13 protein-coding genes are annotated in these 16,804 nt (G+C 33.8%); 11 read left to right on the top strand and 2 right to left on the bottom strand.

Translation table 11 applies throughout. From position 1 onward, the window contains the following. Window positions 1–41: 41 nt before the first annotated feature. From ACQ5J2_RS09890 to ACQ5J2_RS09870, 5 genes are all read left to right on the top strand, one after another. Entirely contained in the window at window positions 42–821 is a 780-nt protein-coding gene (locus ACQ5J2_RS09890; protein ID WP_432673295.1) for an MlaE family ABC transporter permease, read from the top strand. Further along, on the top strand, window positions 818–1,600 hold the full coding sequence (locus tag ACQ5J2_RS09885) for an ABC transporter ATP-binding protein (protein WP_432670243.1): 783 nt from the start codon (window positions 818–820) through the stop codon (window positions 1,598–1,600). Before ACQ5J2_RS09890 ends, ACQ5J2_RS09885 begins: the two co-directional genes overlap by 4 nt. 2 nt (window positions 1,601–1,602) lie before the next feature. Beyond that, window positions 1,603–2,331, top strand: coding sequence for an MlaD family protein (locus ACQ5J2_RS09880; protein ID WP_432670242.1), 729 nt, complete (start codon window positions 1,603–1,605; stop codon window positions 2,329–2,331). Between the two features lie 269 nt (window positions 2,332–2,600). Then, the gene (locus ACQ5J2_RS09875; protein ID WP_432670241.1) at window positions 2,601–3,086 is read left to right on the top strand and encodes a hypothetical protein; all 486 of its coding nucleotides are present in this window, start codon (window positions 2,601–2,603) and stop codon (window positions 3,084–3,086) included. A 437-nt stretch (window positions 3,087–3,523) separates the two neighbouring features. Beyond that, on the top strand, window positions 3,524–3,982 hold the full coding sequence (locus tag ACQ5J2_RS09870; protein WP_432670240.1) for an RDD family protein: 459 nt from the start codon (window positions 3,524–3,526) through the stop codon (window positions 3,980–3,982). Window positions 3,983–4,077: 95 nt separating this feature from the next. Here the strand turns inward: ACQ5J2_RS09870 and ACQ5J2_RS09865 are convergent, their stop codons facing one another. Beyond that, on the bottom strand, window positions 4,078–5,694 hold the full coding sequence (locus ACQ5J2_RS09865; RefSeq protein ID WP_432670239.1) for an ABC-F family ATP-binding cassette domain-containing protein: 1,617 nt from the start codon (window positions 5,692–5,694) through the stop codon (window positions 4,078–4,080). Between the two features lie 295 nt (window positions 5,695–5,989). Here ACQ5J2_RS09865 and ACQ5J2_RS09860 point away from each other — a divergent pair, with 295 nt between their 5' ends. The 6 genes from ACQ5J2_RS09860 to ACQ5J2_RS09835 all read left to right on the top strand — a co-directional run bounded on the left by ACQ5J2_RS09860 (window position 5,990) and on the right by ACQ5J2_RS09835 (window position 14,607). After that, window positions 5,990–7,255, top strand: a complete 1,266-nt coding sequence (locus tag ACQ5J2_RS09860) for a TlpA family protein disulfide reductase (RefSeq protein WP_432670238.1) — start codon at window positions 5,990–5,992, stop codon at window positions 7,253–7,255. A gap of 127 nt (window positions 7,256–7,382) precedes the next feature. Beyond that, window positions 7,383–9,002, top strand: a complete 1,620-nt coding sequence (locus ACQ5J2_RS09855; protein ID WP_432673294.1) for an OstA-like protein — start codon at window positions 7,383–7,385, stop codon at window positions 9,000–9,002. Window positions 9,003–9,058: 56 nt separating this feature from the next. Further along, window positions 9,059–10,255: an aspartate aminotransferase family protein gene (locus tag ACQ5J2_RS09850; protein ID WP_432670237.1), complete on the top strand. Its 1,197-nt coding sequence runs from the start codon at window positions 9,059–9,061 to the stop codon at window positions 10,253–10,255. 89 nt (window positions 10,256–10,344) lie between these two features. Beyond that, on the top strand, window positions 10,345–11,751 hold the full coding sequence (locus ACQ5J2_RS09845) for a tetratricopeptide repeat protein (protein ID WP_432670236.1): 1,407 nt from the start codon (window positions 10,345–10,347) through the stop codon (window positions 11,749–11,751). Next, a complete protein-coding gene (locus tag ACQ5J2_RS09840; protein ID WP_432670235.1) occupies window positions 11,738–12,487 on the top strand; it encodes a shikimate dehydrogenase family protein in 750 nt (249 codons plus the stop codon). The genes ACQ5J2_RS09845 and ACQ5J2_RS09840 overlap by 14 nt, the downstream gene beginning before the upstream one ends. A 149-nt stretch (window positions 12,488–12,636) precedes the next feature. Next, on the top strand, window positions 12,637–14,607 hold the full coding sequence (locus tag ACQ5J2_RS09835) for a DUF349 domain-containing protein (RefSeq protein ID WP_432670234.1): 1,971 nt from the start codon (window positions 12,637–12,639) through the stop codon (window positions 14,605–14,607). Window positions 14,608–14,817: 210 nt separating this feature from the next. On the opposite strand, the gene ACQ5J2_RS09830 is transcribed toward ACQ5J2_RS09835, so the two are convergent. Further along, window positions 14,818–16,647 (bottom strand): MFS transporter, encoded by a 1,830-nt coding sequence (locus ACQ5J2_RS09830; protein ID WP_432670233.1) that lies wholly within the window; start codon window positions 16,645–16,647, stop codon window positions 14,818–14,820. Window positions 16,648–16,804: the final 157 nt, after the last annotated feature.

The raw sequence follows: 16,804 nt of genomic DNA, 5'->3' as shown, positions 1-16,804 counted from the left end.
CTTATTCTGAAACGATTTCTGAAGATGGAAAGCATATTATCATGCCTAAAGAAATTTCTATCAGAAAGAAAAACAAAATTGAAATTTTTCTTGAAGATGTAGGAAATGCAACGAAGTTTGTTCTTAAAGTCCTAAAAAACATTTTCGGTAAAGACTTTGAATTCAACCAATTTCTAAAGCAATGTTTCGCTATTGGAAATCAGTCTTTAGGATTGATTTCAGTAACAGGAATCATCATCGGGTTGGTTTTAACCATTCAATCCAGACCTGTTTTGGTAAATTTTGGAGCCGTAAGTATGCTTCCTGGAATGGTGGCAATTTCAATCATTCGTGAAATGGGTCCTGTTATTACCGCTTTAATTTGTGCAGGAAAAATTGGTTCCAGTATGGGTGCCGAAATCGGTTCTATGCGAGTTACAGAACAAATTGATGCCATGGAAGTTTCCTCGACCAACCCCATTAAATTTTTAATCGTTCCAAGAGTTTTAGCTGCTACTTTAATGTTGCCGTTGCTAACACTTTATGCCGATGCTTTGGGAATTTTAGGCAGTTGGATAGGTGCCAATATTAAGGGCGATGTAAGTTTTGTATTGTTCATTTCACAAGCTTTTAGCGGTGTTGAGTTTTCCGATTTGTTTCCTGCCGTAATCAAAACATTTTTCTTTGGAGCCGTAATTGGTTTCGTAGGTTGTTATAAAGGTTTTAATGCCGGACGGGGAACCGAAAGTGTAGGAATTGCAGCTAATTCAGCAGTAGTAATGGCTTCCTTATTAGTAATTATCGTCGATTTAATTGCTGTACAAATAACTGATTTATTATGATTTCAACAGAAAAAAAAATAAATGACGAAGTAGTTGTAATTCAAGATTTAATGAAAAGTTTTGATACGACAGAAGTTTTAAAGGGAATCAATTTATCTTTAAGAAAAGGTGAAAACCTAGTTGTTTTGGGTAAATCTGGAACGGGAAAGTCGGTTTTAATAAAGTGTATTGTACGATTACTCAACTCAGATTCTGGTTCTATAAAAGTACTTGGAGACGAAGTGACGGAACTAAATAATACGGAAATGAACGAAGTTCGACGAAAAATTGGCTTTTTATTTCAAGGTGGCGCTTTGTACGATTCAATGACTGTTCGAGAAAATCTGGAATTTCCATTGAAAAGAATGTTTAAAGATTTATCTAAAAAAGAAGTAGATGCTAAAGTAAAAGTAGCCTTAGAAAACGTAGGCCTTCCGGATTCTATTGACAAAATGCCTTCGGAACTTTCAGGGGGTATGAAAAAAAGAATCAGCTTGGCGCGAACCATAATTGTAGATCCGGAAATCATGCTTTATGATGAACCAACTACTGGATTAGACCCCGTAAGTTCACATGAAATCAGCTTATTGATTAATGAGGTTCAACAAAAATACAAAACATCTTCAATAATTATTACACATGATATTGAATGTGCCAAAACAGTTGCCAACCGGATTATCATGTTACAAGAAGGTAAAGTGTACAAGGAAGGAATCCTTTCTGATTTTGAAAATTCAGAGGATGCACTTGTCAACTCTTATTTTAAAAGTCAAAATATTACCAATACAAAAACACTATAAATATGGAACGTAAAAATTATAAAATCAGATTGGGATTATTTGTCACGGCAGGAATCATCCTTTTTTTCCTTGCAATTTTTGTAATTGGAAAACAAAAAAACTTATTTGACCCAGTATTTGAAGTCAAAGCTAATTTCCAAAATGTAAGCGGATTGCAAGTAGGAAACGCAGTTCGGTTTTCAGGGATAAATGTGGGAACAGTTGACCAAATTTCTATTGTGAATGATTCGACCGTTCAAGTAACAATGTTGGTTAAGAAAGATGTTCAAAAATTCATTAAAGAAGATAGCGAAGCGGGTATTGGTTCTGAGGGAATTATCGGTGATAAATTAATCGTTTTATCTCGTGGTGGAAAAAGTAATAAAGTGGTCAAAGAAGGTCAACTTATCGCTTCAACCGAACCCGTAGAAACGGATGCGATTATGGAAAGTTTACAAATAACGGCTGATAATGCCGCAATTGCAACAGGGGAAATTACTGAAATTCTAGCAAAAGTAAACGATGGTCAGGGTAGTTTAGGAAAACTCATCAACGACGATAGTATGGCGGAAGATTTAGATGCTACGATGAGTAATCTGAAAACAAGTACCAAGAAATTAGACGAAAACATGGAAGCTGCTAAACACAATTTCTTACTTCGAGGTTATTTCAAGAAAAAGAAAAGAGCGGAAGAACGCAAAAAGAAAGCAGCCGAGAAAGCAGCCGCTAAAGCCGCTAAGGAAAAAAAATAAATACATAAAGCTTTTATTTCAAATGAAATAAAAGCTTTTATTAGTTTATGATAATTTCAATATCATAATACTTGCAACATCTTCACACGTATTTGTCATTCCGTAGGAATCTAATTCTAAATTGAGCAACCATTAATAGACTCCTACGGAGTGACAAACTTGGAAATTATTGAAGTAGATAACTGTATTTCAAAAAAATTTCAAACCTACCTCAAAATCTATTCATTTTATAAATACATTTACGTTTAATAACGCCAAAATTGTATAAAATGAGTACAAAACACCAACCCTTAGTTGCCATTCCTCAAGAAGTTATCGACCAAGTGACTCAAAAACTTGAAGAATGTAAAGATTTAGTGCATCCGTATACGCAAGGATTGACGGCAAAACAACGGATGTCCATGTTTAAAATGAGTAATCTGTCGCAAGCGATAGTTTTAAAAACCAAGTCGTATATGAAGACCAATCCTGAATTTATCCCCTATTATTTAGACCAGAACGATTTCTACAGAGACGAACTAATTGCCCGACAGCTCCAACCTATTGCCAATTTATCAAAGCAATTATCTACAGATATCAATGATACCGCAATGTTGGCGGGAAGTAACACCATGAAAAAAGTTCAAATGTATTATGGTCAAGTTTTAGAAGGCTTCAAAAAAGGCGTCGAAAGTTCACGAGTAATTTACGAAGACTTATCGAAACGCTTTGCAAAGCAAAAGAGAACGCCTTTATCTACTCCTAAAAATAAATAATTCTCATAAATTTAGTTTTAAACCGCTATTTCATTATTAATAACTTCAATTTATAAGTAATTAATTATTAATAAGCAGCTATTAGCTGCTTATTATAAGCTATTAGCTCCTTTTAAGAAGCTAAAAGGTTATAATTATAAGCTTTTAGCTTGTTTTAATTAGCTAAAAGCTCCTTTGAAGAAGCTAAAAGCTTGTTTGTTCAAGCTATTTGCCTGTTCGTTCAGGTTATTAACCTCAAATAAGAGGTAACTGAGTTGAAAATTGAGGTTGTGGAATTTATGGAGGAGGATTATTGGTTTATAGAGAAGTTTAAGTAGATTGAAGTTGAGGAGATTTTTTTAGGATTTGTTTTGGAAAGGAGTATATTTGGAACAAAATTGTAATTTTAAAGTAAAATGTAAAATAACCAATATAAAATTTATTAAATAAAATATCTAATGAATTTAAAATATAAGACAAATTTGACAAAACGAATTTTTGCGACGCTGATTGATTATGGACTATATTTATTAATCTTTTCTGTTTATGTACTGTTTTTTGGCACAGAAAATCATGAAGGTGGTAAAACGGTAAGTGGATTTTTAGCTTTACCTCTATTTGTTATATGGTTTATCTATTTTATAGTTATTGAAACATTAAATGGTGCCACACTCGGGCATCATTGTTTAAATTTAAAAGTGGTAACATTAAAAAGAACTGATATTAAAATTACACAATCTATAAAAAGACATGTTCTTGACCCAATTGATATTTTATTTTACGGAATACCTGCAATTATTGCCATCAAGAATTCAGAAAAGCATCAACGAATTGGAGATATGTGGGCAAAAACTATTATCATTGATACTAAAGATATAGAGCAATATCTCCCGCTAACTGTTAGGGCGGATTTATAATACATGTCTACTATAAAAATATTTAATTATTTTAAAAACAAAAAAAAAGGGTTTTACCGCAAAGTAAAACCCTTTTTCTATTTATATTAATTCAATTAAGAATACATCGTTTTTCTCAATTCCTGCACTTTTTCATCATCCAAGTATTCATCAAACGTCATGTAACGGTCGATGGCTCCTTGCGGTGTCAACTCAATAATTCGGTTACCAACGGTTTGTGCAAATTCGTGGTCATGAGTGGTAAACAACATCGAACCTTTAAAGTTTTTCAATGAATTATTGAAAGCCGTAATCGACTCCAAGTCCAAGTGATTCGTAGGTTCGTCGAGCATCAATACATTGGCACGCTCCATCATCATTCGGGAAAGCATACAACGTACTTTCTCTCCTCCAGATAAAACTCTCGACGTTTTCAATGCTTCTTCACCAGAGAAAATCATTTTCCCTAAGAACCCACGGATGAATACTTCGTCGCGTTCCTCTTCTGTTTTTGCATATTGACGCAACCAATCTACTAACGATAAATCGTTTTCAAAAAACTCGTGGTTTTCACCTGGTAAATACGCTTGATTTGTTGTAATTCCCCAGTCAAAAGTTCCTGTATCCGCTTTCTGATTATTATTCAAAATTTCATAGAATGCTGTTGTAGCACGCGAATCTTTCGAAAAAACAACGATTTTATCTCCTTTTGCCATGTTCAAATCGACATTAGTAAATAAAACATCACCATCAACTGAAGCACTTAAGTTTACAATATTCAAAATCTGGTCACCCGCTTCTCTTTCTTGGTCAAAAATAATCGCAGGATAACGACGGCTCGAAGGTTTGATTTCAGAAATATTTAATTTCGAAATCATTTTCTTACGGGAAGTCGCTTGTTTGGACTTCGCCACATTCGCAGAAAAACGACGAATAAATTCCTCTAATTCCTGTTTCTTCTCTTCTGCTTTTTTATTCTGCTGAGCTCTTTGTTTCGCCGCTAACTGACTTGACTCGTACCAAAACGTATAATTACCAGAATAATGGTTGATTTTACTAAAATCAATATCCGAAATATGCGTACAAACCGAGTCTAAAAAGTGTCTATCGTGCGAAACAACGATTACTGTGTTTTCATAATTGGCTAAGAACGTTTCCAACCACGCAATGGTTTCAAAATCCAAATCATTGGTAGGCTCATCCATAATAAGCAAATCAGGATTTCCAAAAAGCGCTTGTGCAAGAAGCACCCGAACTTTCATTTTTCCTTCCACATCACTCATCAATGAGTAATGCATATCTTCGGCAATTCCTAAACTTGATAGTAACGAAGCCGCATCCGACTCAGCATTCCAACCGTTCATTTCTTCAAACTGTACTTGCAATTCCCCAATTCTGTCGGCATTTTCATCCGAGTAATCAAGATACAATTCATCCATTTCTTTTTTAACGGCATAGAGAACTTTATTCCCCATCAAAACCGTTTCAAGAACCGTATGCTCATCAAACATGTTGTGATTTTGATTTAAAACCGACATTCTTTTGCCAGGTTCCAAATGAACATGTCCCGAAGTTGGGTCCATTTCTCCCGCAATAATTTTAAGGAAAGTCGATTTTCCAGCACCATTGGCACCAATAACTCCGTATATATTTCCGTGTGTAAAAGTGGTATTTACTTCATCAAATAAGATTCGTTTACCAAACTGAACGGATAAATTATTAACTGTTAACATTGAATGTATTTAAATTTTAAAAAGTGGTGCAAAACTACGAAAAATATGTGTATTAAACATTTAACAGTACTACGGATTTACCGTTTAGAATAGTTTAACTATGCCTTAACACTCAAATACAACGGAACTAAATATTTTTGTTTCAATAATTTAAAATAGTCTTATTATCAGAACCTTTTTATATTTACCCTTACTTGCTGTTTTATCGTTAGTTTCCTGCAACCAAACTTTTGAAAGTGATGATTATACCGCTTATTTTGGTGGAAAAGTTGTAAATCCCAGCAACCGTTACATTTTGTTTTGCAAAGATTCAAAAGTACTTGACACTATTATACTGAATCCAGACAATACATTTTTCAAGAAATTTGACTCACTTACTCCGGGATTATATTCCTTTAAGCACGAACCTGAATACCAGTATGTCTATTTTGATAAAAATGACAGCTTGATGGTTCGTATTAATTCGCAAGATTTTGATGAATCAATAATTTTTTGTGGTCGCGGTGATGAAAAGAATAATTTTCTAATGGAGTTGTTTTTGAAAAATGAACACGACAGAAGTTCTATGTTTAGTGTTTTTGATGAAGACGTACCTAAATTTGATAAAGTAATAGACTCTGCGTTTGCTTCCAAAAAGAAATTTTATGATGAGAAAAAAGCGGCGATTGAATGGAACGATGATTTTGACCAATATGCGAAAGCAATGCTCGATTTCTTTCATTATTCCAAGAAAGAACTGTATCCTGTTGTTCACCAAATGCGAAGCGGCTCTGACGTTGAAAAAGAACTACCGAAAAACTTTTATGACTACCGAAAAACGATTGATTTTAATAAAAAAGAATTCACCAACTTCTCTCCTTTCGTAAGGTATCTATCCAATATGATGAATAATTTGAGTGCAAATGAAAACTGGACAGATTTTTCTGAAGTGGATAAAGCATTCTTAACCAGCAGTAAAAAGTTGCAAATAGCGGATTCTATTTTCAAAAACGAAAAAATAAAGAATACGGTGTTAGACAATATAGCTTTTACGTATTTATTAGAAGACCAGAACATTGTAAATAATAAAAAGTTTCTAGACAAATACCACTCTTTATCTACCGATAAAAATCAGCACAACGAAATCAAGAAAATTGGAGATGCAATCCAAATGCTGAAAGAGAACAATCCATTGCCTAACGCTAATCTAGTTGACGAAACTAATAAAGTTGTTTCTGTAAAATCACTCATAACTAAAAAAACAGTAATTTTCTTTTGGACTAAAAACTTAGAATCACATTTTGTTGCCGCACATAAACGAGTGATGGATTTAGAGCAGAAACACCCTGATTATGAATTCATCAGTATTTGTGTTGACGAGAATCAGGACAAATGGCAAAGCTTACTCAAGAATTATAAATTCAGTGGTATTCGGGAATACCGTGTCGAAAATTTTGACGATGTCAAAGACCATTGGGTAGTGAATAAAATTCACCGTACGATGATAATTAACGCTGACGGAACTATAAATAATGCTTTTGTAAGTTTGTTTGATGCGACTTTTGAAAGTCATTTAAAATAACCCATTATATTAAAAAGCATTTTGACATTCAAAATGCTTTTTTTTATGAACATCCACCGCTTATAAATATTTCTTAATTAAGCGAAAGCTGACTGCATTTTACTTAAATTTGGCAAAATTTACTGACTTGAAAAGCCTTTTTACTATACTCTTCCTAGCTTTAAGCACGCTTCTTTTGGCACAAAAACCAAAAGACATTATCATTGAATATTCGGAATTTGCTGACCGAAATGAAACAGAAGCTCCAGGTGCTGCTTTGTTAACAGGGAATGTCAGAATTAGCCACGATGGTGTGATTATCACTTGTAATAAAGCCTATTATTTTCAGAAAGAAAACTATGCTAAACTTTTTGGGAATGTTCAAATGGTGCAAGGCGACACGCTGTTTTTGAATAGTAAATACGCCGAATACAGTGGAAATGAAAAGAAAGCATACGCCACAGGTAGCCCTGTTTTGCGAACTCCTGATATGACTTTAACGACGGATACGATTAATTTTGACAGAAATATTCAACAAGCCTTTTACAATAGTTTTGGTAAAATCATCAACAAGGACAACACCTTAACAAGTAATGCGGGTCGCTATTATGCCAGTGAAAAGAAATTTCAATTTCTATCTACTGTTACGATTACCAATCCAAAATATACAATTAAATCAGACCATGTTGATTATTATAATAATTCCGGACATGCTTATTTGTTTGGCCCGTCAACGATAACGAGTGAGAAAAACTTTATTTACACTGAGAAAGGTTTTTACGACAGTAAGAAAAACGTAGGTCACTTTCTACGGAAGTCCTACATACGTTACGACGACCGACTTATCGAAGGCGACAGTATTTTTTACAACCGAAACACCGAATTTGCATCTGCAACACGAAAAGTAAAAATCACAGATACCGTCAATAATGGAATTGTGAAAGGGCACTATGCGGAAGTGTACAAGTTAAAAGATTCAATGATGGTAACTGGTCGAGCAGTTGCGATTAATTTGGTTGAAAATGATTCGATTTACATTCACGGAAAGAAATTAATGGTTACTGGAAAGAAAGGAAACCAGATAATTCGTGCTTTTAATAATGCTCGATTCTTTAAATCAGATATGAGTGGAAAATGTGATTCTATCCATTCAAGTACCTTAAAAGCATTGACACAGTTAATTGGAAGACCCGTAGTTTGGAATGGAGAAAATCAATTGACTGGCGACCTAATCCATTTAATTGGAGATAATAAAACCGAAAAAATTGATTCCTTAAAAGTAATTAATAATGCTTTTATGATTTCGCGAGATTCGTTAGGTACCGGATATAATCAGGCAAAAGGCTTGAACATGTACGGAAAATTCAAGGACAACAAACTCGATTATATTGATTTAGTAAAAAATACAGAAGCTATTTATTATGTGTATGATGATTCTACTTTAACGGGAATTGAAAAAAAGATTAGCAGTAACATCAATATTACTTTTGATGACAATAAAATAGATGTGATGACTTCTTACAAAAATGTAGAAAGTCAGATGTATCCTGAAGCTGAATTACCTGAAAACGCAAGAAGATTAAGAGGTTTTGTTTGGCGTGGCGATGAAATTATCAAAACAAAAGACGATATCTTCCCGCCTGAAGAGGAAGAATTAGATAAGGAAATGCAGAAAGACCACGACCGTGAAGCCGCTAAGGAAAACAAACCGATGGAAATTCGGAAAGAGACCTTAAATTACGACAAGAAAAAAGAAGTTAAGAAGTAGTTTTTCTTTTTGAACCTTTAACCCCATTCGATTATACTATTTTTTAGTTTTCAAAAATGAAAGACGATTTTTTAAAATACCAAGCACAAACTTCTCCTTATCCTTTAGGAATGGAAGTTTCTCACGCGATTGGAAGTTATATTTATGATAATAAGGGCAAAAGCTATCTAGACTTTGTTGCAGGAGTTTCCGCATGTACTTTGGGCCATCAAAATAAAAGAGTAAACGACGCAATAAAAGCACAGTTAGACAAGTATTCGCATGTGATGGTTTATGGCGAATATGCTCAACAACCGTCAGTAGATTTTTGCAAATTACTCGTGCAACATTTACCCGAATCCTTGAATCAAGTTTATCTTGTAAATTCAGGAACTGAAGCTACAGAAGGTGCTTTAAAATTAGCAAGAAGAATTACAGGTCGCTCCCAATTAATTTCGTGTCACAATGCTTACCATGGAAACACGATGGGTTCGATGAGTGTCATGGGTTTTGAAGAACGAAAGCAAGTTTTTCGTCCTTTGATTCCAGATGTTGATTTTATCACATTCAACAATGAAGCTGATTTAGAAAAAATAACTAGTAAAACTGCTGGAATTATTTTAGAAAGCATTCAAGGTGGTGCTGGTTTTATCGAGCCAAAAGATGATTTTTTAATTAAAGTTAGAAAACGTTGCGACGAAATGGGTGCTATGTTGATTATCGATGAAATCCAACCTGGTTTTGGGAGAACAGGAAAATTATTTGGCTTTGAAAATTACGGAGCCGTTCCTGACATTATGATTATTGGAAAAGGAATGGGTGGCGGAATGCCTGTTGGTGGTTTTGTGGCTTCAAAAGAACGCATGGAATTACTTACCAATCCGAAATTAGGACACATCACAACCTTTGGTGGACATCCTGTCATAGCGGCAGCTTGTCTGGCAACACTGCAGGCACTCACGGAAACCACATTGATTCCTGATACTTTAGAGAAAGAAAAATTATTTCGTTCATTATTGGTACATCCTTTGATTAAAGAGGTTCGAGGACGTGGACTCATGTTAGCACCAATGACCGAAAGTGCTGATATTACAAATCAAGTAATTTTGAAATGTCAAGACAAAGGACTCATCTTATTTTGGTTACTTTTTGAACCTTGCGCTATAAGAATTACACCACCATTAACCATCTCAGAAAATGAAATTAGAGAAGGTTGCAAAATAATACTTGAGGCACTTGATGAAGTGGCTCAAATTAAGGCTTCTAATTGTTAAGTAAATTGTTGAAAAAGATTACGTATTTCGAGTTTTTATTGAAATAAAATACTTAATTTTATTAGAAGCTAATCATAAAATATAAAAATATGTATTTAAGCGAAGAAGAAGACGACTATAATTTATCCTTATCAAAATTTGAGTCGATGTTGAAAACCAACAAAGTTCTCTTTTTTGATTCTGAAGAATTTGAAGAAATAATCCTACATTACCTCGATATTGGCAAAGCCACCTTAGCAAAGAAAGCACTGAAATTAGGTTTGGACCAACATCCAAATTCTACAGGACTAAGACTTGTTCAAGTTGAAATGTATATTTTCGATGACAAGCTTGATTTAGCAGAAAAACTTCTGAATGAACTTGAAGCGATTGAACCACAAAACGAGGAAATCTACATTCAACGAGCGAGTATTTTTTCCAAAAAAAATCAAAACGAAAAAGCAATAGAATGTTTAAAAATTGCTTTAGAATATACCGATGACACTGCTGATATTTATAATTTATTAGGAATGGAGTATCTTTTTATGGACAATTTGGAAGAGGCTAAGATAAGCTTTATGAAATGTCTTGAAGAAGATTATGAAGACCAAACGGCCTTGTATAATGTCGTATACTGCTTTGAATTTCTTGAGCAAAATGAAGAAGCCATTGTTTATTTAGAAAAGTATATAAATGAAAATCCGTACAGTGAAATCGCTTGGCACCAGTCAGGAAGATTGAATTACGGTTTGAAAAAATACGAGGAAGCATTAAGAGCTTTTGATTATACGACCTTGATTGATGATGAGTTTTTAGGCGCTTTTATGGAAAAAGCAAAAACTTTAGAGAAATTAAAAAAATATGAAGAAGCGATTGCGTCCTATCACCGTACTATCGAATTAGACGACCCTACTAGTTTTGCCTATTTGCGAATAGGAAAATGCCACGAACGACTAGGAAATAAGAAACTAGCTATTGATTTCTATAATAAAACAGTTCACGAAGATCCTTTATTAGACAAAGGCTGGATTGCGATAACTGATTTCTATTTGCGTCAAAGAAATTTCAAAAAAGCATTATTGTTTTTAAATAAAGCATTGAGTATTGACAATGAAAACAACCAATATTGGAAAAGGTATGGAGCGATCAATCATGAAATGAAATTTTATGAAGAAGCAGAATTAGGTTATCGAAAGGCAGTTGAATTTGGCGATACGGAACTAGATACTTGGTTGTTTTGGGTCGATACATTGCAATTTACCGACGAGTTTGAAAGTGCTGTCAAAACGCTATTGCAAGCGACAGAATTTTACCCAGAATCATTTGAAATTGAATACCGTCTCGCAGGATTATATTTTATGTTGAGCGACGACAAAAAAGGAAAGTTTCACATCAGTAATGCCTTGCGATTGAATGGCAAAAATTATTTGTTATTGAAAGAGTTGTTTCCAGTAGCTTGGAATCGCAGAATGGTACAAAACATTATAAAAAAGCATTTAGAGAGTGGCAAATTCTGATATTGAAAAATACGGTTTAATTGGAAAGAACATTGTTTATTCCTTTTCAAAACAGTATTTTACGGACAAATTTAAACAGGAAAACCTACCCAACTTTTCTTATGAAAACTTTGATATTCAGGACATCAATCAGTTGCAATCTGTTGTATCTGAAACCATTTATCTAAAAGGATTAAATGTTACCATTCCTTTCAAAGAAAGTGTATTTCCGTTTTTAGATAAAATCAATAAGAAAGCGCTAGTAATTGGAGCGGTAAATACTATTAAAATCACAAAAAACAAAAAACTAAAGGGTTACAATACCGATTATTATGGTTTTAAAAAATCCATAAAACCGTACTTAAAATCACACCATAAGAATGCACTAATTCTTGGAACAGGTGGCGCTTCCAAAGCAATAGCTTATGTTTTGCACGAGCTGAATATTGAATATAAATTTGTCTCAAGAACGCCCTCTATTAACCAGTTTTCTTACGAAGAATTAGATGCAAAAATATTCAGTGCTTTTACAATAATTATCAATTGTACACCAGTAGGAACTTATCCAAACCATTCCGAGTATCCGGCACTTCCCTACTCTTTTTTCACTGCACAACATCTTGCATTCGATTTGATTTATAATCCCGCAGAAACGTTGTTTCTTCAAAAAGCGAAAGAATTTCAAGCTGAAACCTTAAACGGATACCAAATGTTGGTTTTTCAGGCTGAAAAGGCATGGGAAATTTGGAATAAATAACTCGTTTTATAAGTTTCCACAAATCAATTTACTTAAGTGAAATTCTTGATTAAACACATTAACAAAATTTAACATTTTTACTTTGAATTCTTGATAGGCTTTAGTACCTTTCGCATTCAATTTTTTACAAACCCTAATCATTTCATAAAATGTTAGACGAGACGAATGATAACCTGCCAAAAGCAGATGGAACACTAGAGCCTACGGCAACGCAAACGCCTAAAAATGAAACTGAAGAAAACATTATTGAACTGACTCCTGAGGAAGTTCAGAACGATTCGATGATTACTGAAGAGCCATTGCCAAATCAAATGACACCTGATTCTGAAACAGAAGATGTAGAGGAAACACAAAGCGACGACGATGATGAAGTAGAAAGTAGTGAAGTTCTCATAAAAAATTATGAAAACTTGTCTATGGATGAGTTGGTTAGTGAAATGGAACAACTTTTGGAGCTCGACCAAATTAACAAGATTAAAACACAAATTGAAGATATAAAAAAAGAGTTTCTTTCTCAATACCATCATTTAATTGATGAAAAAAAGGAAGAATTTTTAGAGCAAAATCCTGAAACTACAGAGCAATTTGAATATCATTTGCCTGCAAAGACAAAGTTTGACCAAGCTTATAGTCAATATAGAGAAAAGAAAAATGCTCATTTTAAAAAGTTGCAAAACGATTTGCAAGGCAATTTAGACAAACGTTTAGAGATTGTTGAAGAAATGCGAAATCTGATTAATCCGGCAGAAAAAATGCAGGACACTTTGAAGCATTTTAATGAATTGAGGGACCGATGGAAAAACATTGGGCCAATTCCGAAAGATAAATATAACCACGTTTGGAACAACTATCATTTCCATGTAGAAAATTTTTATGATTATCTGCATTTGGATCGTGAAGCTCGCGATTTAGAATTCAAGCATAATTTAGAGTTGAAACAAAAGTTGGTAGAACGTGCTGAAGCTCTGGAAGAAGAACCGGATACGAACGTTGCTTTTAGAGCTTTGCAAGGTTTACACCGCATGTGGAAAGAAGAAGTTGGACCAGTAGGAAAAGATCATCGTGAAGAAATTTGGGATAAATTTTCGGCTGCAACTAAAAAAATTCACGACAGAAAAGATGCATTAAACGAAGAAATCAAGCAACGAGAAGTAACTAATTTAGAAATAAAGAAAGCGATTGTTGCTAAAATTGAAGAATTAGCTCAAACCAAGGTAGATTCTCATGCTCTTTGGCTTAAACAAGCGGATATCGTTGAAGGATTGAGAAACGATTTTTTTAATGCAGGGAAAGTTCCGGCAGAATGGAATGAAGAAACCTGGAGTACTTTTAAAAATGCAGTTCGGGCATTTAATATTTTCAAGAATGCCTTCTATAAAGATATGAAGAAAGACCAACATGAAAATTTGGTTAAGAAAACAGCTTTATTAGAAAAAGCAAATGAGTTAAAAGACAGTACGGATTTTGAAGCGACAACTCCAATCATGATGAAAATTCAGGATGAATGGAAAACGATTGGTCATGTACCCAGAAAAAACTCCGATAAAATTTGGAAAGAATTTAGAGCAGCTTGTAATTTCTATTTTGAAAATTTAAAAGAGCAAAGAAGCGAAATCAATCAAGAAGAAGAACAAGCGTTTGAGAAAAAGCAAGAACTATTGGAAGCTACAAAAGCGGTAACGCTGATTGGTCAACACAAAGAAGATTTAGAAACCATCAAAACGCATATTGAAGCATGGAAAATGGTTGGTCGCGTTCCAAGAAACAAACGTCATATCGATGGAAAATTCAACAAAGTGCTTGATGGTTTATTTGAACAGTTAAACGGTAGTAAAAAAGAATCAGAAATGGTACGTTTTTCAAATCGTGTGGAGCAGTTAGCTGGAGAAGACGACGGAAGAAGATTGGAAAATGAAAAAATATTTATCATAAGAAAGATTGATGAAATTAAAAATGAAATATTCCAGTTAGAGAATAATATCCAATTTTTCAGTAGTGCCAAAAATGCTAAAAAAGAAAATCCGATTGTGGTAGAAGTTCGTAAAAACATCGAACGACATAAGGAAAGTATGAATTTGTGGAAAGAGAAATTGCAGCAGTTGAGAGAAATTGCAAAGTAAATGTTATCCTGAAATACAAAAAGGTCATTAGTTTTTCTAATGACCTTTTTTTATGCTTTCAAGTACCGTTATACTAAAAAAAATCAGCACTTGTTGATTTTTTTGAAAATTATCAAGACTATTAGTTTAAACATACTCGATATTAAAGTTTATGATTTTGAACAAAAAAAGCGTGTACATGTACACGCCTTTTCATTAGAACTAATTAGCCTAATGACTAGCTTCCGCTTCTAAAACATCTACATCTATTCCCTGTTTTTGTAAAATCCTTTTTACCATGAAACCATAAAATGCCAAGTAAACAAAACAAAACACGGGGATAATATACGATTCATGAATACCGATAATATCAGAAATTTTACCTTGCAAAGGCGGGATAATTCCACCACCTAAAATCATCATTACCAAAAATGCTGAACCTTGAGATGTATATTTTCCTAAACCTGTAATTGCTAAAGAAAATATCGCAGGCCACATAATACTACAAGCCAAACCTCCTGATAAAAAGGCATATATTGCAACCGTTCCAGTAGAAAATAACCCGATTACCATTGCAGTTACACCAAATAACCCAAACAACATCAAGGTCCGAGCCGGCTTGTTTTTACTGATAAAAAACGCAACAATTTGCAATAACACACAGAAAACATAGTAATAAAGTGGCGTCATATCTTGTTGTGCAATTGTATTGACCCCAATAATGACAGAAAATGCAATTAATGGGACAATAATTAATGCCAACATTCTTTTATTAGTGCTCAAATTGAAAACACTAATGGCTCCTGCCCAACGACCAATCATTAAACTTCCCCAATACATCGAAATGTAAGGTGCAATTTCAGATGAACTAAAACTCCCAAACTCTGGCAATTTTAACAATTCTCCTAAATTACTTCCTACGGCAACTTCCACCCCAACGTAAGTAAAGATGGCTAACATTCCCAAAACTAATTGTGGATATCGCATCGCTCCCCAACCTTCATTATTCTTTTTAGCACTGAAATTTGCAAATAATAATCCGCCAATAATAACCACCAGTGCCCCGAAAAGCCAGTACATTCGATATTGTTCTAATGGATGCTTTATTGAATTGATTTCCTTTATTTTGGGTGCTACTACAATTTCTAGAAGGTTAATTTTTTGAATAATTTCTGAATTATTCACGGAATTGTTTTGTGTATTTTTACGTTCCAATTGTACCAACTCGTGTTTTAATTCCCTGATTTCAGTAGTTGAAGGCGAAATAACGTTTTCTAGTTCAACAATTTTTTTTGCTTCATCAGAATTGTAACTATTAAAAACAGGAGCAAACATAACCGCTAATAATCCAGTCATAATGATTAAAGTGGTTAGTGCTTTATTCGCTTTCTCAACAGGTTCATTTGAAATTCCTGTTGGTAATTTTTTTGAAAAATAGAAAACACTTGCTGCAATTAAAAATAAGATTCCAACTCCGATGTAAAGAAGCGTCACTTTATCTAAACCTAAATTCTTAATCTGGTCGTCACTAACGGCTGCCGTTGTCCCAAAAAGTGCAAAACCAACGATAATTGGTCCAATTGTAGTTCCAAAGGAGTTGATTCCTCCCGCTAAATTCTGTCTAGAAGCACCCGTTTTTGGATCACCAAGCATTACTGCAAAGGGATTTGCAGCTGTTTGCTGTAAAGAAAATCCTAAAGCAACTATAAATAATCCTACTAACATACCTGCATACACATTCGCTTGTACGGCTACAATCATTGCTCCAGCACCTAAAGCTGAAAATAGCAAGCCGTAAACGATACTTCGTTTGTAACCCCATTTTGACACCAAGTCTTTTCCATTTAAAGCACCAAAAGCAAAAAGAATAAGCGCTCCTAAATAATAAGCCGTGTAAAATGCAAAATCAATTAATTGTGATTGAAACTGGTCTAAAGAAAAATAACTTTTACAAAATGGAATAAATATACTATTTCCGGCAGCGATAAATCCCCAAAAGAAGAAAACGGTAATTAAGGTATAAAGAGCTGGATAATTGGTTTTGTTTTGTTCAGTAGTCATAACATAATTTATAGAAATAAAAACAAGGAATTGGTACACAAAAATTCAAGTAAAATACAGGAACAAACTTCATATATCTTAAAATTTTTATAAATATCTATGATAAATAACTATTGTACAACTGAATTTCAATTTATTTTCAACGAAAACGTTTGCG

The sequence above is a fragment of the Flavobacterium sp. SM2513 genome (assembly GCF_050908145.1).
In the GTDB taxonomy this organism is placed as follows: Bacteria; Bacteroidota; Bacteroidia; order Flavobacteriales; family Flavobacteriaceae; genus Flavobacterium.
The sequence above is the reverse complement of the archived record's forward strand: the minus strand, read 5'-3'. Positions and strand labels throughout refer to the sequence as shown.

Bases quoted from the DNA above. Each gene is read 5' to 3' on its own strand.
- ACQ5J2_RS09890 (WP_432673295.1), top strand. From the start codon at position 42: ATGCCTAAAGAAATTTCTATCAGAAAGAAAAACAAAATTGAAATTTTT.
- ACQ5J2_RS09870 (WP_432670240.1), top strand. From the start codon at position 3,524: ATGAATTTAAAATATAAGACAAATTTGACAAAACGAATTTTTGCGACG.
- ACQ5J2_RS09865 (WP_432670239.1), bottom strand. From the start codon at position 5,694: ATGTTAACAGTTAATAATTTATCCGTTCAGTTTGGTAAACGAATCTTA.
- ACQ5J2_RS09835 (WP_432670234.1), top strand. From the start codon at position 12,637: ATGTTAGACGAGACGAATGATAACCTGCCAAAAGCAGATGGAACACTA.
- ACQ5J2_RS09845 (WP_432670236.1), top strand. From the start codon at position 10,345: ATGTATTTAAGCGAAGAAGAAGACGACTATAATTTATCCTTATCAAAA.
- ACQ5J2_RS09875 (WP_432670241.1), top strand. From the start codon at position 2,601: ATGAGTACAAAACACCAACCCTTAGTTGCCATTCCTCAAGAAGTTATC.
- ACQ5J2_RS09880 (WP_432670242.1), top strand. From the start codon at position 1,603: ATGGAACGTAAAAATTATAAAATCAGATTGGGATTATTTGTCACGGCA.
- ACQ5J2_RS09830 (WP_432670233.1), bottom strand. From the start codon at position 16,647: ATGACTACTGAACAAAACAAAACCAATTATCCAGCTCTTTATACCTTA.
- ACQ5J2_RS09850 (WP_432670237.1), top strand. From the start codon at position 9,059: ATGAAAGACGATTTTTTAAAATACCAAGCACAAACTTCTCCTTATCCT.
- ACQ5J2_RS09885 (WP_432670243.1), top strand. From the start codon at position 818: ATGATTTCAACAGAAAAAAAAATAAATGACGAAGTAGTTGTAATTCAA.